Below are 21,579 nucleotides of genomic sequence, written 5' to 3' on the forward strand. Positions count from 1 at the left end.
CTGTTAATTATGTTGGGGGTGAATGGGGGAAACTTGCCTTGGCGATCCGTCGGGCAACGTTCTGGTCGGCAAGCATAGGTTCGGCGGTATTGCTGGTGGGGAGCCAGGCAATGGCCGAAACGTCGGGCGGCGACGCCAGCGACGGCGACAAGCAAAGCAGCGGCACCCGCCTGCAGACGGTGGTGGTGCAGGCGCAGAAGGAAAGCCCGGTGGAGGCGGCGCGCAGCCAGCTCGCCGACGTCCCCGGCGGCGTCAGCGTGGTGGACAGCGAGCAGCTCTCCAAGGGCCGCACCGCCAACCTGCAGGACACCCTGGCCTACCAGCCCGGCGTGTTCGTGCAGTCCACCGGCGGCAACGACGCGGCGAAGATTTCCATCCGCGGTTCGGGCGCCAACACCTCGCCGGGCTACTTCCGCGAGGGCATCAAGTTCCTCTTCGACGGCCTGCCGCTGACCGGCCCGGGGGGCACGCCCTACGAGTTCCTCAACGGCTCGGGGGTGAACTACACCGAGATCCTGCGCGGCGCCAACGCCTTCCAGTACGGCGCACTGACGCTCGGCGGCGCGGTGAACTTCGTCAACCAGACCGGCTACACCGCGCCCGGCACCCGCCTGCGGGTAGAGGCCGGCAGCTACGGCTACCAGAAGGAGGTGCTGAGCGCCGGCGGCGTGGCCGGCGGCTTCGACTACTACGCCAACGTCGACAACTACCGCAACGACGGCTACCGCGACTACAGCCTGTCGAAGAGCCAGGGCGTGGTGCTCAACCTCGGCTACAGCTTCAACCCGAAGCTGCAGACGCGCCTGCTGGTGCGCTACCGCGACGAGTACCACAACGACCCCAGCGCCATCACCCTCAAGCAGCTCAAGCACGACCCGGACAAGGCCAGCCCCACCGCCGCCAGCAGCGGCGCCGGCAGCCGCCGGCCGGGCAGCACCTGGGTCGGCAGCAAGACCACCTATACCTTCGACGACGACGCCAAGCTGGACGTCGGCCTGGTCTACTACGACTACCCGCACAACAACAGCCCGGACAGCCCGACCAACCCCAGCTACTGGGACTGGCACGACCTGAGCTTCGTCCTCAACTACTCGCGCACCGACCAGTGGTTCGGCCATGAAAGCCGCTCCAGCGCGGCCTTCACCTCCACCGAACACCTCAAGGGCGGAGTCGACTCGACACGGGCCAACAAGCAGCCGGTGAAGGTAGTGGACTACGGCTCGTCCTTCGACCATGTCTTCTCCTTCGGCAACGACCTGGAGCTGACCGAGGACCTCTGGCTGACCACCGGCCTGTCCTTCATCAACGTGCGCCGCAGCACCGACATCAAGTACGTGAACACCGCCAACACCAGCGGCTACCCGAGCAAGGACACCTACGAGAACTGGAGCGCCGCGCCGCGCATCGGCCTGCGCTACCAGTTGACCCCGGACCTGCAGCTGTTCGGCAACTTCAGCCGTTCCATCGACCCGCCGGCGTCCTGGCAGTACTCCAACTCGGCGGCCGCCACGCCTTTCGTCAAGCCGCTGGTGGAACAGAAGGCCAACACCCTGGAAGTCGGCATCAAGGGCTCCCACGGCATCTTCGACGGCAGCCTGGCGCTGTACCGCTCGTGGATCCGCGACGAGCTGCTGAACGTGCAGATCATTCCCGCCACCGCCACCACCGCCGCGGTCACCTCGGCCTTCAACGCCGAGAGCCCGACCATCCACCAGGGCGTCGAGGCCGGGCTGAACACCCTGCTCTGGGAGAACAGCGTCGGCGAGAAGATCAGCTGGCGCCAGGCGTACACCTACAACGACTTCTACTACCGCCACGACGACACCTTCGGCGACAACCAGCTGCCGGGCATTCCCAAGCACGTCTACCAGGGCGAGCTGCAGTACCAGCACCCCAGCGGCTTCTATGGCGGCGTCAACGTGACCTCCGCCTCGCGCACCGCGGTGGACTACGCCAACAGCTTCTACGCCCCCTCCTACACCATCTTCGGTGCGGGGGTCGGCTACGAGGCACCGAAGAAGGACTGGAAGGTCTCCCTCGACCTCAAGAACCTCGCCAACGAGAAGTACGTGACCGCCGTGTCGCCGCAGTACGACGCCAAGGGCAAGGACGTCGCCGCCCTCTACCCGGGCGACGGCATCGGCGCCTACGTCGGCCTCGAACTGCGCTACTGACCGGCCGCGCCGCCCGACCGGGGCGGCGCGCACTGACGCGGGCGGTGCGATCCGCCGCCCGCCTGGCAACAGGACCCCGTAGATGCCATCGACACTGCAAGCCCCACCGGCCGCCTCGCGGAGGCCGGCATGATCGACAGACTCCTGCCCCTGGCGGCCGGCGCCCTGCTGGCCGCTGTTCTGGCCGGCTGCTCGCCGGCCGCCGACGACACGCCCGGCGCCAGCGGCGCCGCCCTCGACACCGGCACCCTCAAGGACGGCCAGCTCAGCTACCCGGCCGAGGACTTCCACGAGCAGGCTCCCGGCCAGCCCGGCGGCACCCTGCGCGTCACCGCGGCGCTGGACACCTACTCCTTCGACATCCACGCCCTGTCCCACGGCAACGTGCAGTGGCTGGGGCGCATCCTCTACGACTGCCTGGTGTACCAGGACGAACAGGGCAAGGTGTCGCCCTGGCTGGCCAGGTCCTGGGAGATTTCCCCCGACGGCCTGACCTACACCTTCCACCTGCGCGACGACGTCACCTTCAGCGACGGCACGAAATTCAACGCCGAGGCCGTGCGCATCAACCTCGAACACATGCGCGACCCGGCCACCAAGTCGCCGCTGGCCGCGGCCTACATCGCGCCCTACCAGTCGGGCAAGGTGCTCGACGAGTACACCTTCCAGGCCACCCTGCGCGAACCCTACTCGCCCTTCCTCGACGTGCTGGCGCAGTCCTGGCTGGGGATGATCTCGCCGAAGCAGATCCTCGAAGACCCGAAATCCATCGCCGCCCACCCGGTGGGCTCCGGCCCCTTCGTGCTGGAAAGCTACACCCGCGACCAGGGCGCCGCCTTCGTCCGCCGCGCCGGCTACCACTGGGCGCCGCCGGTGCTGCGGCACCAGGGCCCGGCCTACCTGGAGCGCCTGGAGCTGAGCTTCGTGCCCGAGGCGCTGATCCGCTACAGCTCGCTGGTCTCCGGGCAGTACGACTTCACCCTGGACGCGCCGACGCAGAACGCCCAGGCCATCCGCAAGGACCCGCAACTGGTGCTGCGCAGCCGCATCCGCAAGGGCAACCCGGTGCGCAGCCTGACCTTCAACGTCGAGCGCTTCCCCTTCGACGACGTGCGCGTGCGCAAGGCCCTGGCCCGCGCCATCGACCGCGACGGCCTGGCCTGGATCACCGGCTTCGGCGAGTTCCAGGTCAAGGCCGACTTCCTCGCCGCCAACACCCGCTTCTACGACCCGGCCTACCGCGACGCGCTGAGCTACGACGTGGCCGCGGCCAACGCCCTGCTCGACGAGGCCGGCTGGACCGGGCGCGATGCCGGGGGCTACCGCACCCGCGACGGCCAGCGCCTGGCCGCCACCCTGCTGATGATCGACAGCCCGGCGCTGCCGGCGAGCGTGGCGGTGGCCATGCAGGCCGACGCGAAGAAGGTCGGCATCGACCTGGGCCTGCGCGTGCTGCCCCAGGCCCAGGTCAACGACCTGCGCTACGCCGGCGACTACCAGGCGCTGGTGGGCGGCTACTGGCACACCAACACCCCGGACGGCCTGTACATCCTCTACCACAGCAACTCCATCGCCACGCCGAAGCTGATCGGGCAGAACAGCGCGCGCCTGCGCGACGCCCAGCTCGACGACCTGCTCGCCCGCGCCCGCCGCAGCACCGACGCCGCCGAGCAGCAGCGCCTGTACAGCGCCGCCCAGCAGCGCCTCACCGAGGTGGTGCCGGCGGTGCCGGTGTACGAAAGCCAGCTGACCATCGCCTACCGCCGCAACGTCAAGGGCGTGGTGTTCGACAGCTCGCACAACGTGCCCTTCTTCACCAGCGTCTGGCTGGACCGGGAGCCGCAACCATGAAAGCCCTGCGCCGCGTGCTCTGGCGTTTCCTCGGCGGCCTGGCGGTGCTCTGGGGCGCCGCCAGCCTGACCTTCGTCGCCCTCAACGTCAGCGGCGGCGACCCGGCCCTGGCGATCCTCGGCGGGCCCGACGCCATGCCCACCGCCGAGGCCATCGCCCAGGTGCGCCGCGACTACGGCCTGGACCAGCCGCTGCCGGTGCAGTACGCCCACTACCTGGGGCGCCTGGTCCAGGGCGACCTGGGCGAGTCCTACCGCCTGCGCATCCCGGTGGCCCAGGCCATCGCCGGGCAGATCGGCGCCACCGCCCAGCTGGCCCTGTGGGCGGCGCTGGCGGCGGTGCTGCTGGCGGTGGCCGCGGCGGTGCTGACCGCCAACCGCGCGCCCTGGGCCCGCGGCCTGGCCTCCGGCGGCGAGCTGCTGCTGTCGTCGATGCCCAGCTTCGTGCTCGGCATCCTCCTGCTGCTGGTGTTCTCCTTCCAGCTGCACTGGCTGCCGCCCACCGGCTCGCGGGGCTGGAAGAGCCTGGTGCTGCCGATCCTCACCCTGGCCCTGCCGGTGGCCGCGGTGCTGGCCCAGGTGCTGCGCCAGGAGCTGGAGGAAATCCTCGAGCAGCCCTTCATCGCCATGGCCCGCGCCCGCGGCCTGTCCGAGGCCGGCGTGCGCCTGGGCCACGCCCTGCGCCATGCGCTGACGCCGCTGATCACCCTGTCCGGCTTCGTCTTCGCCGCGTTGCTGGGCGGCGCGGTGATCACCGAGAACCTGTTCGCCCGCCAGGGCATCGGCCGCCTGATGCTCAACGCGGTGAACGACAAGGACGTGCCCGTGGTGCTCGGCATCACCCTGCTGGCGGCGTTGATCTACGTGCTGGTGAACCTGGCCGTGGACCTGCTCAACGCCCTGGTCGACCCGCGGGTGAGCGAGGCATGAGCATGACCGCGAGCATCGCCCTGGCCAACCTGCGCCAACTGTTCGACGCCCGCGAGGCGCCGCTTCCTTCCATCGCCCGCCCCGAGGACACCGCGATGATCTTCCCCGACGACCTTCCCGCCGCCGCCGGCGCGCCGGCGCACCCCGACGACACCGCCCTGCTGCAGCGCTTCGAACCGGTATTCGAGCGCATCGCCGCCGGCGCCATCGACCGCGAACAGCAGCGCGAGCTGGCCTACGAGCCGGTGGCCTGGCTGCGCGAGGCCGGCTTCGGCGCGCTGCGCGTGCCGCTGGCCTACGGCGGCCTGGGCGCCAGCCTGCCGCAGCTGTTCCGCCTGGTCCGCCGGCTCGGCGCCGCCGACTCCAACCTGCCGCAGATCTTCCGCGCGCACTTCGGCTTCGTCGAAGGCCGCCTCAACGACGACGACGAGGCCAGCCGCCAGCACTGGTTCCCGCGCATCGTCGGCGGCGAGCTGTTCGGCGCGGCCATGGCCGAGCGCAGCGAAGTCACCGGCAACAGCGTCACCCTCACCCGCCAGGACGGCCACTGGCTGCTGGACGGCGAGAAGTACTACTGCACCGGCACCCTCTACGCCGACTGGATCGCCGTGTCGGCCAGCGATGGCGACGAGCACGTCGCCGTGGCCGTGTCCACCGCCGCGCCCGGCGTCACCCGCCTGGACGACTGGGACGGCTTCGGCCAGCGCCTGACCGGCAGCGGCACCACCCGCTTCGAAGGTGTGCGCGTGGAGGAGCACCAACTGTTCCGCCGCTTCAAGGTCGGCGAAGGGCGCAGCGACAGCTACATCACCGCCTTCTACCAGCAGGTGCACCTGGCCACCCTGGCCGGCATCGCCCAGGCGGTGCTGCGCGACGCCATCGAGTTCGTCCAGGGCCGCACCCGCGCCTTCGGCATCCCCGGCCGCTCCAGCCCGCGCCAGGACCCGCTGGTGCAGCGCGTGGTGGGCCGCCTGGGCAGCCTGGCGTTCTCCGCCGAGGCGCTGGTGGAGGCCGTCTCGGCCACCCTCGAACGCACCTGGCAGGCCCACCGCGCGGGCACTGCCAGCCGCGAGCTGTACGGCGAGGCGGACATCCGCGCCTACCAGGCGCAGCAGGTCGTCCTGCCCCAGGTGCTGGAGGCCGCCACCCTGCTCTTCGAGGTCGGCGGCGCCTCGGCCACCAGCAGCGGCCGGCGCCTGGACCGGCACTGGCGCAACGCCCGCACCCTGGCCTCGCACAACCCGGCGATCCTGCGCGAGGCCTACCTGGGCGACTACCACCTCAACGGCACCCTTCCCAGCGAGGCCTGGAGCGAGCGCTTCGCCGCCGCCAAGGCCACGCAACAGCAAGCCCCCAGCACCGAGGAGACCCCGGCATGAGCAACGCACAGCGGCAAATGAGCATCGGCATGAACATCCTCGGCTTCGGCGCCCACGCCGCGGCCTGGCGCACCGGCGAGGTCCCGCCCACCGCCTACCTGGACGTCGGCTACTACCAGAACATCGCGCGCATTTCCGAGCGCGGCACCCTCGACGCCATCTTCCTCGCCGACGGCCCGGCCCTGGCCGGCGACGTCGGCCGCCAGCCGGCCGGGCGCCTGGAGCCCACCGTGCTGCTCACCGCGGTGGCCGCGGCCACCCAGCGCATCGGCGTGATCGCCACCGCCTCCAGCTCCTACAACGAGCCGTTCAACCTGGCCCGGCGCATCGCCTCCCTCGACCACATCAGCGGCGGCCGCGCGGCCTGGAACGTGGTGACCAACGCCGGCGACGCCGCCGCGCAGAACTTCGGCCTGGCCGGCGCGCCGCTGCACGTGGACCGCTACGCCCGCGCCGAGGAGTTCGTCGACGTCACCCTCAAGCTGTGGGACAGCTGGGAAGACGGCGCCATCATCGGCGACGCCGCCTCCGGGCGCTTCGCCGACCCGGCCCGGGTGCACGCCATCGACCACGTCGGCAAGCACTTCTCGGTCAAGGGGCCGCTCAACGTGCCGCGCTCGCCCCAGGGCCGCCCGGTGCTGGTCCAGGCCGGCTCCTCGGAGGGCGGCAAGGCCCTGGGTTCGCGCTTCGCCGACGCCATCTTCACCACCCAGACCACCCTCGCCGACGGCCAGGCCTTCTACCGCGAGATGAAGCAACGCGCCCGCCAGTGGGGGCGCAACCCCGAGCACCTGAAGATCATGCCCGGCCTGTCGACGGTGCTCGGCAGCACCGAGGCCGAGGCGCTGGAGCGCTTCGAGCGGCTGAACAGCTACCTCGGCGAGGGCGGCCTGCTGCGCCAGATCGCCCAGCGCATCGGCGTCGACGCCAGCGAGCTGGACCCGGACGCGCCGCTGCCCTGGCAGCGCATCGGCCCGGTCAACGAGTTCGAGAAGGGCTCCCACGGCTTCCTCGAGGCCCAGCTGAACCTGGCCCGCGCCGAGAACCTCAGCGTGCGCCAGCTGTCGCGCCGCATCCTGGTCGGCCACCGGCTGCTGGTGGGCACCCCGAGCAGGTCGCCGCCAGCCTGGAGGAATGGTTCCTGGCCGGCGCCGCCGACGGCTTCAACATCATGCCCGACAGCTTCCCCTCGGGCGTGGAGATCTTCGTCGACGAAGTGGTGCCGCGCCTGCGCAAGCGCGGGCTGTTCCGCCACGAGTACCAGGGCAGCACCCTGCGCGAACACCTCGGCCTGCCCTACCCGGCCAGCCAGTACGAACACCCCGCGGCCGCCTCGGCCTGACCCCTTGCGAGAGACCTCCACATGAAATACCGCCCACTCGGCAACAGCGACCTGAAGGTCAGCGTCATCGGCCTCGGCAGCATGACCTGGGGCCACCAGAACAGCGAGGCCGACGCCCACGCCCAGCTCGACTACGCGCTTTCGCGCGGGGTCAACCTGGTGGACGCCGCCGAGATGTACCCCACCCCGTCCCGGGCCGACACCTGGGGCGACACCGAACGCTTCATCGGCACCTGGCTTGCGCGCAGCAAGCGCCGCCAAGACATCGTCCTGGCCAGCAAGATCGTCGGCCCGCCGCGCCAGAGCGGGCACATGCAGCACATCCGCGACGGCGCCACGCGCTTCGACCTGGCCACCCTGCGCAGCGCCCTGGACGGCAGCCTCGACCGCCTGCAGACCGACTACCTGGACCTCTACCAGCTGCACTGGCCCAGCCGCAGCAGCAACTTCTTCGGCACCCGCGACTACCCCTGGGTGGACGACGAGGAAAGCGACGACATCGGCGAAACCCTCGCCGCCCTGGCCGAGCTGGTGAAGTCCGGGCGGGTGCGCCATATCGGCGTGTCCAACGAAACGCCCTGGGGCGTGGCCGAGTTCCTCAGGCAGTCCGAGCGCCTGGGCCTGCCGCGCATCCTCAGCGTGCAGAACCCCTACAGCCTGCTCAACCGCCAGTACGAGACGGGCCTGGCGGAATTCAGCCACCGCGAGCGCATCGGCCTGCTGGCCTACTCGCCGCTGGCCTTCGGCGTGCTCACCGGCAAGTACCTGGACGGCGCCCAGCCGGCCGGCGCGCGCCTGAGCGCCGGTTCCGCCTACGGCCGCTTTGCCCGCTACGCCAGCGCCGAGGCGCAGCAGGCCACCCGCGCCTACGTGGAACTGGCCCGCGAGCTGGGCCTGGCGCCGGCGCAACTGGCCCTGGCCTTCGTCATCGGCAAGCCCTTCGTGGCCAGCGCGCTGAACGGCGCGACCAGCCTGGAGCAACTGGCGCAAAACCTCGACGCCGCCGAGCTGCAGCTGACGCCGGAGGCGCTCGCCGCCATCGACGCCATCCACGCGCGCCTGCCGAACCCGGCGCCCTGACAGGAGAACGCCCATGGCCAGTCCGTCGACCGCACTGCCCCGCCTGCTGCCCGCGACCTCGCGGCGCCGCCGGCTGCCCGCCTTCCTCGGCGCGGCCCTGGCCCGCCCGGGGCTGACGCTGGCCGGGGTGTTCCTGGTGCTGCTGGTGCTCGCCAGCCTGGTGCCGACCTGGCTGGTGGCCACCGACCCGCTGGCGGCCAGCGCCCGCCACGCCTTCCAGGCACCCGGCGCGGCGCACTGGCTGGGCACCGACGAGAACGGCCGCGACGTGCTCGCGCGGCTGGTCCACGGCGCCCGGCCGTCGCTGCTGATGGGCCTGGCGGCCACCGCCATCGGCCTGCTCGGCGGCATCGCCGTGGGCCTGCTGGCGGGCCTCGGGCCGCGCTGGCTGGACGCCGCCGCCATGCGCTGCATCGACGTGCTGCTGGCCTTCCCCGAGCTGCTGCTGGCCCTGGTGATCATCACCTTCTGGGGCCAGGGCCTGGTCAACGCCATGCTCGCCGTGGGCATCGCCGGCATCCCGCGCTACGCCCGCCTGGTGCGGGCCCAGGCGAAGGTGGTGCGCGGCGCTGCCTACGTCGAGGCGGCGGTCACCCTGGGCCTGTCGCGGCCGGCGGTGATCTGGCGCCACCTGCTGCCCAACGCCATCCGCCCGGTGCTGATCCTGGCCACCCTGGGCATAGGCGCGAACATCGCCGCCGGCGCCTCGCTGAGCTTCCTCGGCTTCGGTGCGCCGCCGCCGGCGCCCGAGTGGGGCGCGATGCTCTCGGTCGGCCGTAACTTCCTTTCCAACGCCTGGTGGCTGGTCGCGGCCCCGGGCACGGCGGTGACCCTCACCGTGGTCGCCGTCACCGTGCTCGGCCGCGCCCTGCTGCGCTACAGCGAGGGCAAACGCCCATGACCACCCTGATCAACCCGTTCCGCCCGCTGCTGGAAGTGGCCGGCCTGGACGTCGCCTTCGGCCGCGCCCAGCCGGTGCTGCAGCAGGTCTCCTTCAGCCTCTACCCCGGCGAATGCCTGGCCCTGGTCGGCGAGTCCGGCTCGGGCAAGAGCGTCACCTCGCGCACCCTGGCCGGGCTCACCGGCGCCGGCGCCCAGGTCCGCGCGCGGCGCCTGGCCTTCGACGGCCTCGACCTGCTGGGCCTGGGCACGCGCCAGTGGCGCGAGCTGCGCGGCTCGCGCATCGGCTTCGTGATGCAGGACGCCCTCGGCTCGCTCGACCCGCTGCGCCCGGTGGGCCGCGAGATCGACGAGCCGCTGCGCCTGCACACGGCCCTGGCGCGCGAGCAGCGCCAGCAGAAAGTCCTCGACCTGCTGCGCGCGGTGGGCGTGCCCGAGGCCGAGCTGCGCGCCCGCCAGTACCCGCACCAGCTCTCCGGCGGCCTGCGCCAGCGCGCGCTGATCGCCTCGGCCATCGCCTGCGACCCCGACCTGCTGATCGCCGACGAGCCCACCACGGCGCTGGACGCCACCGTCCAGGCGCAGGTGCTCGACCTGCTGCAGAGCCTGCGCCAGCGCGACCGCGCCATGCTGGTGGTGAGCCACGACCTGGCGGTGGTGGCGCGCCTGGCCCACCGCGTGGCGGTGATGCAGCACGGCGTGATAGTCGAGGAAGGCCCGGTCGACCAGGTGCTGGAAGACCCGCGCCACCCCTACACCCGCTCGCTGTTGCGCGCCGCCTCGGCGGTGCACATCAGCCATGCGCCGCAGCCCGCCGCCAGCGAGCCGCCGCCGGCCAGCCTCGGCGCCCGGCCGGTGGTGCTGGAGGCGCGCCAGCTGGCCAAGAGCTTCGCCGGCCCCGACGGCGCGCCGCGCCAGGCGGTGGCCGCGGCCTCCTTCACCCTGCGCGCCGGCGAGACCCTGGGCATCGTCGGCGAATCCGGCTCGGGCAAGACCACCCTCACGCGCATGGTGCTCGGCCTGGAGCGTCCCGACAGCGGCGAGGTATACCTGCGCGGCCAGGCCTGGAGCGCCCTCGACGCCCTCGCCCAACGCCGCGAACGGCGCCGCGTGCAGGTGGTGTTCCAGGACCCGCTGGCCTCCTTCGACCCGCGCTACACCGTGGCCCGCGTGCTCGACGAGGCCCTGGCCCAGGCCGGCGGCAGCCGCGCCGAGCGCCAGCAGCGGGCACGCGAACTGCTGGAACTGGTGCGCCTGCCGGCGGGCATGCTGGCGCGCCGGCCCATCGAGCTGTCCGGCGGCCAACGGCAACGCATCGCCATCGCCCGCGCCCTGGCGGCGCAGCCGGAAATCCTGGTGTGCGACGAGCCGGTATCGGCGCTGGACGTGTCGGTGCAGGCGCAAATCCTCGACCTGCTCGCCGACCTCAAGCAGCGCCTGGGCCTGGCCTGCCTGTTCATCTCCCACGACCTGGGCGTGGTGCGCCACGTCAGCGACCGCGTGCTGGTGATGAAGGACGGCGACATCGTCGAGACCGGCCCGGTGCGCGAGGTCTTCGCCCGCCCGCAGCACGCCTACACCCGCGCCCTGCTGGGCGCCATCCCCCACCTGCCGCAACCCCGGGAGCGCCGCATCCGTGTCGAAGCCATTGCACGTTAACCTGTTCGAGATGAACTGCGTCAGCCACATCGTCCACGGGCTCTGGGCGCACCCGGAAAACCAGCGCCACCGCTTCAACGACATCGACTACTGGACGGAACTGGCGCAACTGCTGGAGCACGGCACCTTCGACGGCGTCTTCCTGGCCGACGTGGTGGGCGTCTACGACCGCTTCCGCGGCGGCCCCGAGACGGCCCTGCGCGAGGCCGTGCAGGTGCCCAGCAACGACCCGCTGATGGTCATCCCGGCGATGGCCGCGGTGACCCGCAACCTCGGCTTCGGCGCCACCTTCTCCACCACCTACGAGCCGCCCTTCGCCTTCGCCCGGCGCATGAGCACCCTCGACCACCTGACCCGCGGCCGCGTCGGCTGGAACATCGTCACCTCCTACCTGCCCAACGCCGCGCGCAACTTCGGCCTGGACGACGAGGTGCCCCACGACCGCCGCTACGAGATCGCCGACGAGTACCTGGACGTGCTCTACAAGCTCTGGGAAGGCTCCTGGGACGACGACGCGGTGATCGCCGACCGACAGCTGCGCCTCTACACCGACCCGGCCAAGGTGCGCTACATCGACCACGTCGGCGAGCACTTCAAGGTCGCCGGGCCGCACCTCTGCCAGCCCTCGCGGCAGCGCACCCCGGTGCTGTTCCAGGCCACCGGCTCGCCGGCCGGCACCGAGTTCGCCGGGCGCCACGCCGAAGTGGTGTTCACCGGCGGCCCGACGCCGGCGGCGGTGCGCCGCAACATCGCCCACATGCGCGAACGCGCCCGCGCCCACGGCCGCGCCCCGGCGGGCATCAAGTTCATCGTCCAGGCGGCGGTGATCGTCGGCCGCAACGACCTGGAAGTGCAGGCCAAGCTTGAGGACTACCGGCGCCTGCAGAGCCTCGACGGTGCCCTGGCGCACATGCAGTCGGGCCTGGACCTGGCCGCCTACCCGGCGCACACCCCGCTGACCGAGCTGCCCAGCGGCGGGCCCTGGGCGGCGCTGCTGGCCAGCGACCCGCAGGCCACCGTCGGCCAGCTGGTGAAGCGCCTGGGCGGCTTCGACGAGGGCCGCTTCTTCGTCGCCGGCACGCCGAAGGTGGTGGCCGACGAGATCGAGAAGTGGCTGGACGAGGACGGCATCGACGGCATCAACCTGCGCCAGTTCCTCACCCCGCATACCGCCCGCGACTTCATCGAACTGGTGGTGCCCGAACTGCGCCGCCGCGGCCGCTTCCGCGAGGCCTACGACGACGGAGAGACGCTGCGCGAGCGCCTGTTCGGCGCCGGCCACGCGCGCCTGCCCGCCGACCACCACGGCGCGCGCTACCGCGACCCGGCGGCCCTGCACCAGGCCGCCCAGCCACTGCGTTTCGCCCAGGCGCCGGCCTGACCCCCTTCAGCTGATGGACCCGAAGATGTCGACTACCGCTGCAACCGCCCTGCCCCCTGCCAGCCCCGAACCGACCAGCCTCGACCTGGCCGAACTGCGCCGCCGCGCCGTGCCGCGCCTGGCCGCCATCGCCGAGGGCGCCGCCGAACGCGAGCGCCTGCGCCAGCTGCCCCACGAACAGGTACGTGCCCTGGCCGCCGACCGCCTGCTGTGCTTCCGCATTCCCGTCGAGCACGGCGGCGCCGGCGCCAGCGTGCGCGACACCGTGCAGTTCGTCATCGACCTGGCGGCGGTGGATTCCAACGTCGCCCAGTCGCTGCGCCCCAGCTTCGCCTTCATCGAGGGCCTGCTCGCCCGCGGCGACGAGGCCGAGCAGCGGCGCTGGTTCCCGCGCTTCCTCGCCGGCGAAGTGTTCGGCAACGCCGGCTGGGAGGTCGGCGGCGCCAACGGCGCGGTGAGCGCGCGCCTGCGCCGCGACGGCGAAGCCTTCCGCGCCAGCGGCAGCAAGTACTACAGCACCGGCTCGCTATATGCGGACTGGGTCAGCGCGGTGGCCCTGGACGAGGACGACAGGCCGGTGTCCTTCGTGGTCCCGCGCGACCGCGAGGGCCTGGAACTGCTGGACGACTTCGACGCCATGGGCCAGCGCCTCACCGCCAGCGGCACCACGCGGCTCAACGACCTGCTGGTGCAACCGGGGGAGATCCGCCCGCGGGTGGTGGAGGAAGGCCAGCGCTCCATCGTCACGCCCTTCCTGCAGCTGTTCCTCGGCGCGGTGGAGGCCGGCATCGCCCACAACGCGCTGACCGACGCCGTGGCCTTCGCCCGCGACCACGCCCGGCCGATCAAGCACAGCAGCGCGCAGCGCTCGGTGGACGACCCCTACGTGGAATTCGCCGTGGGCGAGATTTCCGCCCGCGCCCTGGCCGCCGAGGCGGTGATCCTGCGCGCCGCCGAACGCATCGACCAGGCCTGGTCGGCGGGCCTGGCCCACGACGCGGTCAACCCGGCCGCCGTGGAAGTGGCCCAGGCCCAGTACATCGCCGTGGAATCGGCGCTCAAGGCCGCCGAGCTGCTGTTCGACGTCGGCGGCGCCTCCACCACCGGCCGCCAGCACAACCTCGACCGCCACTGGCGCAACGCCCGCACCCTGGCCAACCACAACCCGCGCCACTGGAAGGCCGCGGTGGTCGGCGCCTGGCACCTGAAGGGCAGCGAGCCGCCGACCTCGGGGCTGTTCTGATGGGCGCAGCCATGCGCCCCCTGCCCTGCGTTACCGATGCCCCGGCGCGCGGCGGCCGCCTGGTGCCGATGATCACCGGCGCCGCGCTGTTCATGGAGCTGCTGGACAGCACCGCGGTGCTCACCGCGCTGCCGCAGATGGCCGCCGACTTCGGCGAGGCCGCGGTGCGCATGAACCTGGTGGTGTCGCTGTACCTGCTGGCGGTGGCGCTGTTCGTGCCGGTCAGCGGCTGGGTGGCCGACCGCTTCGGCCCGCGCCGGGTGCTGCTGGCGGCCATCGGCCTGTTCATGCTCGCCTCGCTGGCCTGCGCGGCCTCCACCTCGCTGCTGCAGCTGTCCCTGGCGCGCCTGTTCCAGGGCGCCGCCGGGGCGCTGATGGCGCCGGTGGGCCAGGTGCTGCTGTTGCGCTGGTCGACGCCGGACACCCTGCTGCGCAACATGGCCGCGCTGGCCATCCCGGCGCTGGTCGGGCCGCTGCTCGGCCCGCCCGTGGGCGGGCTGCTGGTGGACCTGCTGTCGTGGCACTGGATCTTCCTGGTCAACCTGCCCATAGGCGCGCTGGGCATCGCCCTGATCCTGCGCTTCGTCCCGGACTTCCCGGGCGATGGGCAAAGGCGCCTGGACCGCCGCGGCTTCCTGCTCAGCGGCTGCGCCCTGGCGGCGCTGGTGTTCGGCTTCGAGGCCCTGGGCCACCGCCTGCTGCCGTTGCCGCTGGTGGCCGCCCTGCTGGCCGGCGGCGCCCTGGCGGCCCTGGCCTACCTGCGCCATGCCCGGCGCCACGCGGCGCCGCTGATCGACCTCGGCCTGCTGCGCATCCCCACCTTCGCCACGGCCATCTGGGGCGGCAACCTGTTCCGCCTGGGCAGCGCCGCACAGCCGTTCCTGATGGTGCTGATGCTGCAACTGGGCTTCGGCCACGGGGCGCTGGACGCCGGCCTGCTGACCCTGGCCGGCGGCGCCGGCGCGCTGAGCGTGAAGTTCCTCTCGGTGCGCATCGTCCAGCGCCTGGGCTTCCGCCGCACCCTGGTCGGCAACGCCCTGCTCTGCGCGCTGTCCATCGTCGGCTGCGCCCTGCTGCGCGCCGACACGCCCTGGTGGCTGCTGGTGGCGCTGCTGTACGTCAGCGGCCTGCTGCGCTCGCTGCAGTTCAGCACCCTGGGCGCGCTGACCTTCTGCGAGGTGCCGCGCGAGCTGGCCAGCCGCGCCAGCAGCCTGTCGGCGATGTCCATGCAGTTGGCCATGAGCCTGGCGGTGGGCCTGGCCGCCAGCCTGCTGGGGCTGGTCATGCACGCCCAGGGGCACGCCCGGCCGCAGGTCGGGGACCTGTCCCTGGCGATGCTCGCCGGGGCGCTGCTGTGCGCCGCCTCGGCGCTGCCGTTCCGTCGCCTGGGCGAGGCCGCCGGCGCCTCGGTCAGCGGCCGCGCCAGCCCCTCGATCAGCGACGCCGCATGCCCCGAGGAGGCCGCCCATGGCTGAGCCCATTCCCGCGCTGATCCGCCACGCCCGCGAAGGCGATGCCCGGCCCATCGCCGAAGCCCACGTGCAGAGCTGGCAGGCGACCTACCGCGGGCTGCTGCCGGACAGCTACCTGCAGGGCCTGGCCGACAAACTGCAGCGCCGCGTCGACTTCCTCGACAACGCCATCCGCAATGGCGGCCGCGACATCCGCGTGGCCGAGCGCGGCGGCGCGGTGGTCGGCTGGAGCTCCTTCGGCGCCAGCCGCGACCCCGACGTCGAGCCCGGCACCGGCGAGCTCTATTCCATCTACCTGGTGCCGTCGGCCTGGTCCGCCGGCATCGGCCGCGCGCTCTGGCTGGCCTCGCGCCAGGCCCTGGAGGCCGCGGGCTTCGCCCGCGTCACCCTCTGGGCGCTGGACGGCAACGCCCGCGCCGAACGCTTCTACCGCGCCGCCGGCTTCACCCCGCAAGGCAACGCCTCGCGGGTCTTCGAGGAGGACGGTACGGCCTTCCCGGTGACCCGCTACCTGCTGCCCCTGACCCACGCCTGAAGGACCCGACCCACCATGAGCCATACCCCGGACGACACCGCCGGCGAACGCCAGGCCCCCGCCTGGAACATCCGCTACCTGCCGGAGGCGCCGGTACCTTTCGTCATCCACTTCGTCAGCCAGTACCGCTGGGCCTACCTGGCGATCCTGCTGCTGCAGATCACCGCGGTGGTCTGCACCGTGCTGATCCCCTGGAGCCTGGGCCAGGTCACCCGCCTGGTGAACGCCGGCTCCGCCCCCACGCGCTGCTCTGGCCGGTGGCCGGCTTCGCCGTGCTGGTGGCCCTGGAGGTGGTCTTCAGCCGCAGCGCCAACACCATCAACATCCGCGTGCTGCCGCGCCAGCGGGCGCGCGTCACCTACACCGTCTACGCCTACCTGCAGCAGCACTCGCACCGCTTCGTCAGCAACGAGTTCGCCGGCGCCCTGGCGCACAAGGTCTCGGAAGTCGCCATGGGGGTGAACCAGACCATGAACATCCTGCTCTTCGACCTGATCCCGCTGCTGGTCACCCTGAGCCTGGCGAGCCTGGTGCTGGCCAGCGCCTCGGGCCTGCTGGCGGTGTTCATGCTGGCCTGGTCGGTGCTGTTCATCGGCATCTCCTTCCTGCTCGCCCGGCGCAGCCACCCGCTGGCGCAGAAGTACTCCGCGGCGCGCAGCATCAGCACCGGCAAGGTGGTGGACGCGGTGACCAACCTGAGCAACGTGCGCCTGTTCGCCCGGCATTCCCACGAGCTGGAGTACCTGTCCGGCTACCTGGACGGCGAGCTGGCGGCGGCCCGCCGCTCGCTCGGCTACATGGAGAAGATCCGCTGGTTCCAGAACAGCTGCGGCATGGCCCTGAAGATCGGCATGCTGCTGCTCACCCTGTGGCTGTGGCGCAGCGGCGCCATCAGCATCGCCGCCTTCGTCATGGCCACCAGCATGGCGCTGCTGATCATCAACGACGTGGCCAGCCTGTCGCGGCGCTTCCTCGAGCTGTTCGAGGCCACCGGCAACATCGCCAACGGCGTGCGCACCCTGATCCGCCCCCACGAGGTGGTGGACAGCCCCGACGCCCGCCGCCTGGAGGTGCGCCAGGGCAACGTCGAGTTCCGCGGCGTGCGCTTCGGCTACCACCCCGGCCAGCCGATCTTCGAGCAGCTCGACCTGCGCATCCCGGCCGGCCAGCGCGTCGGCCTGGTGGGCTTCTCCGGCTCCGGCAAGTCCACCCTGCTCAACCTGCTGTTGCGCCTGTACGACGTCGACGGCGGCCAGGTGCTGATCGACGGCCAGGACATCCGCGAGGTGACGCAGCACTCGCTGCACCGGCAGATCGGCCTGATCCCCAGGAGCCGGGGCTGTTCCACCGCAGCATCCGCGAGAACATCCACTACGGGCGCCTGGAGGCCAGCGCCGAGGAACTGGCCGCGGCCATCCACGGCGCCGGCGCCAGCGCCTTCATCGAGCGCATGGAGCACGGCTACGATTCCCTGGTGGGCGAGCGCGGCGTCAAGCTCTCCGGCGGCCAGCGGCAGCGCATCGCCATCGCCCGGGTGCTGCTGAAGAACGCGCCCATCCTGGTGATGGACGAGGCCACCTCGAGCCTGGACTCCATCACCGAGCGCTTCATCCAGGATCAGCTGGACAGCATCATGCAGGGCAAGACCGTGATCGTGGTGGCCCACCGCCTGTCGACGGTGGCGCACCTTGACCGCATCATCGTCTTCGACAAGGGCCGCGTGGTCGAGGACGGCAGCCACCAGGAGCTGCTGAAGAAACGCGGCCAGTACTACCGCCTGTGGAGCCGGCAGTCCGACGGGCTGTTCCAGGAAGAGGCCGAGGCGGTCTGAATTCCCCAACCGGAGAGCGACATGAACTACCGAACCCTGGGCCGCTCCGGCCTGCAGGTCTCCCCCTGGCGCTGGGCAGCATGATGTTCGGCGGCCAGACCGACGCCGCCACCTCGCGGCGCATCGTCGACCAGGCGCTGGAGCGCGGGATCAACTTCATCGACACCGCCGACGTGTACAACGACGGGCGCTCGGAACAGATCGTCGGCCAGGCCATCGCCGCGCGCCGCGACGACTGGGTGCTGGCCTCCAAGGTCGGCATGGGCCCGGCGGACGCCTGGCCGAACCGCCGCGGCCTGGGCCGCAAGCACATCGCCGCGGCCCTGGATGCCAGCCTGAAACGCCTGGGCACCGACTACCTGGACCTGTACTACCTGCACCGCGAGGACCAGCAGACGCCCCTGGAGGAAAGCATCGCGGCCATCGGCGACGCCATCGGCCAGGGCAAGGTGCGCCACTGGGGGCTGTCCAACTACCGCGGCTGGCGCATCGCCGAGGTGGTCCATGTGGCCGAGCGCCTGGGCGTGCCCCGGCCCATCGCCAGCCAGCCGCTGTACAACCTGGTCAACCGCCAGGCCGAGACCGAGCAGTTCACCGCCGCCGCGTACCACGGCCTGGGCGTGGTGCCCTACAGCCCGCTGGCGCGCGGCGTGCTCAGCGGCAAGTACCTGCCGGGGGTGGAACCGGCCGCCGACAGCCGTGCCGGGCGCCAGGACAAGCGCATCCTGGAGACCGAATGGCGCGCCGAATCCCTGGAGATCGCGCAGAAGGTGAAGGCCCACGCCCAGGCGCGCGGCATCGGCGTGGTGCAGTTCGCCATCGCCTGGGTGCTGAACAACGCCCTGGTCAGCGCGGCCATCGTCGGCCCGCGCACCGAGGAGCAGTGGCAGGACTACCTGAAGGCGCTGGACGTGCGCCTGGACGCCGAGGACGAGGCCTTCGTCGACGCCCTGGTCACCCCCGGCCACGCCTCCACGCCGGGCTACAACGACCCGACGCACTTCGTCCCCGGGCGCCGCCCGCGCGGTGCATGACGGGAGCGACTATCCCGCCAGCCGCGCCGAAATGCTCTTCGTAGGAGCGAGCTTGCTCGCGAATGGGGCTCGGTGCCAGGACCAAGAGCACCCTCTCCCCAGCCCTCTCCCTGAAGGGAGAGGGGGCCAGTCCGTGCCGAGAAAGGATTTGGTGTCAGCCGGCTACTCGGTGCAAGCCGGCTAACGCTGAAATATCAGCGTACTCCGAACGGTCCCCTCTCCCTTCAGGGAGAGGGTTAGGGAGAGGGGCGGAGTCAGCCCGATGCACCGGCACAACCGGGAAGCCCCATTCGCGAGCAAGATCGCTCCTACGAAAAGCCGTGCTCGCCCGTCCGCCCCGCCCGGTTCAGATCGACAGCCGCACGATCCGGCTGGCCAACGGCGCTGGCGTGCGGCGCTTGTTCACCACCAGTTCGCCGGCGGCAATCAGCCGTGCCCTGACGATGTTGCGGCTGAGCCCCAGCAGGTCGGAGGTGTGCACCTGGTTGGCATGGCAGAACTGGTAGGCCTCGCGCACCAGCAGGCTTTCCACCTGCTCGTGGACGTGACTGCGACGTTCGCTGAACAGGCGCAGGAAGGCGCGCTCCAGTTGCGCCTCCAGCGGCTCGTCGGCGGCGGCTCCGCCGTCCAGGCGCTCCGGGCGCAGCCCCGGCAGGCGCAGGTCGGCGGCCTCGATGCGTTCGTCCTGGCACACCAGCAGGGTGTGGTGGATGACGTTCTCCAGCTCGCGGATGTTGCCCGGCCAGTCGTATTCCGCCAGCTTTCGCGCCGCCGCGTCGGAGAGGCCCACCGTCTCGAAGCCGAGCCTGCGGCCGTAGGTGCCGATGAAGTGCCGCACCAGCGGCAGGATGTCGCCGCGCCGGTCGCGCAGCGCGGGCAGTTGCAGGGTGACGACGTTCAGGCGGTAGTACAGGTCCTCGCGGAAGTGCCCGGCGTTGATCGCCTTCTCCAGCTGCACGTTGGTGGCCGCCAGCACCCGCACGTCGATGGGGATGCCCTTGCGCGAGCCCAGGCGCACTACTTCGCGCTCCTGCAGCACGCGCAGCAGCTTGACCTGGATGGCCATGGGCAGGTCGCCGATCTCGTCGAGGAACAGGGTGCCGCCGTCGGCCGCCTCGAACCAGCCGGCCTTGGCGCCCAGGGCGCCGGTGAAGGCGCCCTTCTCGTGGCCGAACAGCTCGGCCTCCACCAGGGATTCGGAGAAGGCGCCGCAGTTCACCGCGACGAAGGGCCGGTCGCGCCGGCCGCTGAGGTTGTGGATGTGGCGTGCGACCAGCTCCTTCCCCGTGCCGGTCTCACCGATGATCAGGACGCTGGCCTCGCTGGGGGCGACCTGTTGCAGATGGGTGAGAAGCGCCTGCGATTTCGGGTCTTCGAAGACCTGTGCGGTTGCCCGGATCGAGGTGGCCAGTGTCGGGTTGGGTGGGAGGGTCAGCAGTTGCATGGGCTTCCTTACGAGTAGAACGTGGGCGAAGGTCGCTGCCGGTTGAGCGCCCAGGCGCCGAGCTCCTGGACACGGTAGTCGAGGGGGTCGTGCAGGCTCTGGGTGCGCAGGTTGCGCCAGTGCCGGTCGAGCCGCAGCGCGGCGTGGGTGGCGCGAGCGCCGGTGACTTCGAAGAGGCGGCTACAGAGCTCCAGGCCGACGCGGGTGGCAGCCACCTTGGCGGTGCCGATGGCGATGGCCAGCTCGGCGCGCTCCTCGGCGCCCAGGCGCTGCTCCTTGCGCCAGGCCGCGTCGAACTGCGCGGCGGCGCGCTCCACCAGCAGGCGCACGCCTTCCAGGCCGACCCAGAAGTCGCCGTAATGGCGCAGCACGTACGGGTCCTCGGTGATGCTTTCGGCGCTGGAACGGAACCAGGGCCGCGCTTCCTTGAGGGTGTAGCCGCGGAACTCCTCGAAGGCGCCCTCGGCGATGCCGAGGAACACGTGGGCGAAGATCAGCTGCGCCAGCAGCGGGCGCAGGCAGGCGAAGGGCGTGCTCAGCGGGCCCGGGTCCAGCAGCAGCTCGGACTGCTCCACCCGCACCCGCTCGAAGGTCACGCTGCCACTGTCGGTCTGGCGCTGGCCCATGTTGTCCCAGTCGTCGTGCACGCCGATGCCGCTGCGCCCGCTGGGCAGCGCGGCGATCAGCAGCTTGCCGCCGGCGCCCTCGTCCACCGCCGAGGCGATCAGCATCTCCGAGTCGCTGGCGCCGGAACAGAAGCTCTTCTTGCCGGAGAACTCGCACCAGCCGTCGAACCACTTCACCTGGGTACGGGTGTCCAGCGGGTTCAGGGCATTGCCCCAGAACCAGTTCTTGCGTGCGGTCAACTCGAACCACGGCTGCCACTGCTCGGGGCGGGAGAACAGGCGCACGGTGGCCAGCATCAGGTGGTGGAAACCGAACACGTGGGCCACGGAACTGTCGGCCCGGGCGAACTCGCGGACCACCTCCAGGGTCAGCGACCAGTCCGCGCCATGGCCGCCGAAGGCGCCGGGAATGCTCAGGGCCAGCAGGCCGCTGCGGCGGATGGCGTCGCGCTCGGCCTTGGGCGTGCCGCCGCGCTCGTCGCGTTCGGCGGCGTTCTCGGCGAAGCCGGCGGCCAGCTGGCGGGCGATCTGCAGAGGATTGAGAATGCGGCTGGGCTGGTTGACGCTCACACGGTATCCCTCGTCGGTCGGGGCGGCCCTCACGCGGTCAGCGCCCCGGCAATGAACCTTCGGCCGCGGCCGCCATGGGCCCGACCGGCGAAATTGAACTGCGCGGTGGAGCCGAGCAATAACCATTCC

At 71.6% G+C, this 21,579-nt stretch carries 13 protein-coding genes and 3 pseudogenes; 14 read left to right on the forward strand and 2 right to left on the reverse strand.

Going from position 1 to position 21,579, the window contains the following annotated elements; all coding sequences use genetic code 11:
* Positions 1-110: 110 nt before the first annotated feature.
* From PKO50_RS17715 to PKO50_RS17780, 14 genes and pseudogenes are all read left to right on the forward strand, one after another.
* On the forward strand, positions 111-2,174 hold the full coding sequence (locus PKO50_RS17715) for a TonB-dependent receptor (RefSeq protein WP_275626773.1): 2,064 nt from the start codon (positions 111-113) through the stop codon (positions 2,172-2,174).
* A gap of 129 nt (positions 2,175-2,303) precedes the next feature.
* On the forward strand, positions 2,304-4,025 hold the full coding sequence (locus PKO50_RS17720; RefSeq protein WP_275626774.1) for an ABC transporter substrate-binding protein: 1,722 nt from the start codon (positions 2,304-2,306) through the stop codon (positions 4,023-4,025).
* The gene (locus PKO50_RS17725) at positions 4,022-4,954 is read left to right on the forward strand and encodes an ABC transporter permease (RefSeq protein ID WP_109935574.1); all 933 of its coding nucleotides are present in this window, start codon (positions 4,022-4,024) and stop codon (positions 4,952-4,954) included. Before PKO50_RS17720 ends, PKO50_RS17725 begins: the two co-directional genes overlap by 4 nt.
* Positions 4,955-4,956: 2 nt before the next feature.
* Positions 4,957-6,333 (forward strand): acyl-CoA dehydrogenase family protein, encoded by a 1,377-nt coding sequence (locus PKO50_RS17730; RefSeq protein ID WP_275630495.1) that lies wholly within the window; start codon positions 4,957-4,959, stop codon positions 6,331-6,333.
* A pseudogene (locus tag PKO50_RS17735) lies at positions 6,330-7,675 on the forward strand (LLM class flavin-dependent oxidoreductase). The gene PKO50_RS17730 and the pseudogene PKO50_RS17735 overlap by 4 nt, the downstream one beginning before the upstream one ends.
* Positions 7,676-7,696: 21 nt before the next feature.
* Positions 7,697-8,755: an NADP(H)-dependent aldo-keto reductase gene (locus PKO50_RS17740; protein WP_275626775.1), complete on the forward strand. Its 1,059-nt coding sequence runs from the start codon at positions 7,697-7,699 to the stop codon at positions 8,753-8,755.
* A gap of 13 nt (positions 8,756-8,768) precedes the next feature.
* On the forward strand, positions 8,769-9,656 hold the full coding sequence (locus tag PKO50_RS17745; RefSeq protein WP_089392412.1) for an ABC transporter permease: 888 nt from the start codon (positions 8,769-8,771) through the stop codon (positions 9,654-9,656).
* Complete coding sequence (locus PKO50_RS17750; RefSeq protein ID WP_275626776.1) at positions 9,653-11,314, forward strand: ABC transporter ATP-binding protein; 1,662 nt, start codon at positions 9,653-9,655, stop codon at positions 11,312-11,314. The genes PKO50_RS17745 and PKO50_RS17750 overlap by 4 nt, the downstream gene beginning before the upstream one ends.
* Positions 11,292-12,695 carry an LLM class flavin-dependent oxidoreductase gene (locus PKO50_RS17755; protein ID WP_275626777.1) on the forward strand — a complete coding sequence of 468 codons (1,404 nt, stop codon included), beginning with the start codon at positions 11,292-11,294 and terminating at the stop codon, positions 12,693-12,695. Before PKO50_RS17750 ends, PKO50_RS17755 begins: the two co-directional genes overlap by 23 nt.
* A gap of 25 nt (positions 12,696-12,720) precedes the next feature.
* A complete protein-coding gene (locus PKO50_RS17760) occupies positions 12,721-13,938 on the forward strand; it encodes an acyl-CoA dehydrogenase family protein (RefSeq protein ID WP_275626778.1) in 1,218 nt (405 codons plus the stop codon).
* A gap of 11 nt (positions 13,939-13,949) precedes the next feature.
* On the forward strand, positions 13,950-15,413 hold the full coding sequence (locus PKO50_RS17765) for an MFS transporter (RefSeq protein ID WP_275626779.1): 1,464 nt from the start codon (positions 13,950-13,952) through the stop codon (positions 15,411-15,413).
* Entirely contained in the window at positions 15,406-15,945 is a 540-nt protein-coding gene (locus PKO50_RS17770; RefSeq protein ID WP_275626780.1) for a GNAT family N-acetyltransferase, read from the forward strand. Before PKO50_RS17765 ends, PKO50_RS17770 begins: the two co-directional genes overlap by 8 nt.
* Positions 15,946-16,235: 290 nt before the next feature.
* Positions 16,236-17,776, forward strand: a pseudogene (locus PKO50_RS17775) (ABC transporter ATP-binding protein).
* Positions 17,777-17,797: 21 nt separating this feature from the next.
* A pseudogene (locus tag PKO50_RS17780) lies at positions 17,798-18,810 on the forward strand (aldo/keto reductase).
* A 346-nt stretch (positions 18,811-19,156) separates the two neighbouring features.
* On the opposite strand, the gene PKO50_RS17785 reads toward PKO50_RS17780, so the two are convergent.
* Together PKO50_RS17785 and PKO50_RS17790 are read right to left on the reverse strand one after the other, a co-directional pair.
* Positions 19,157-20,254 (reverse strand): sigma-54 dependent transcriptional regulator, encoded by a 1,098-nt coding sequence (locus PKO50_RS17785; protein WP_275626781.1) that lies wholly within the window; start codon positions 20,252-20,254, stop codon positions 19,157-19,159.
* Positions 20,255-20,262: 8 nt separating this feature from the next.
* Positions 20,263-21,450: an acyl-CoA dehydrogenase family protein gene (locus tag PKO50_RS17790; RefSeq protein WP_275626782.1), complete on the reverse strand. Its 1,188-nt coding sequence runs from the start codon at positions 21,448-21,450 to the stop codon at positions 20,263-20,265.
* Positions 21,451-21,579: the final 129 nt, after the last annotated feature.

This window comes from Pseudomonas sp. 273 (assembly GCF_029201425.1).
GTDB classification, from domain to species: Bacteria; Pseudomonadota; Gammaproteobacteria; order Pseudomonadales; family Pseudomonadaceae; genus Pseudomonas; species Pseudomonas delhiensis.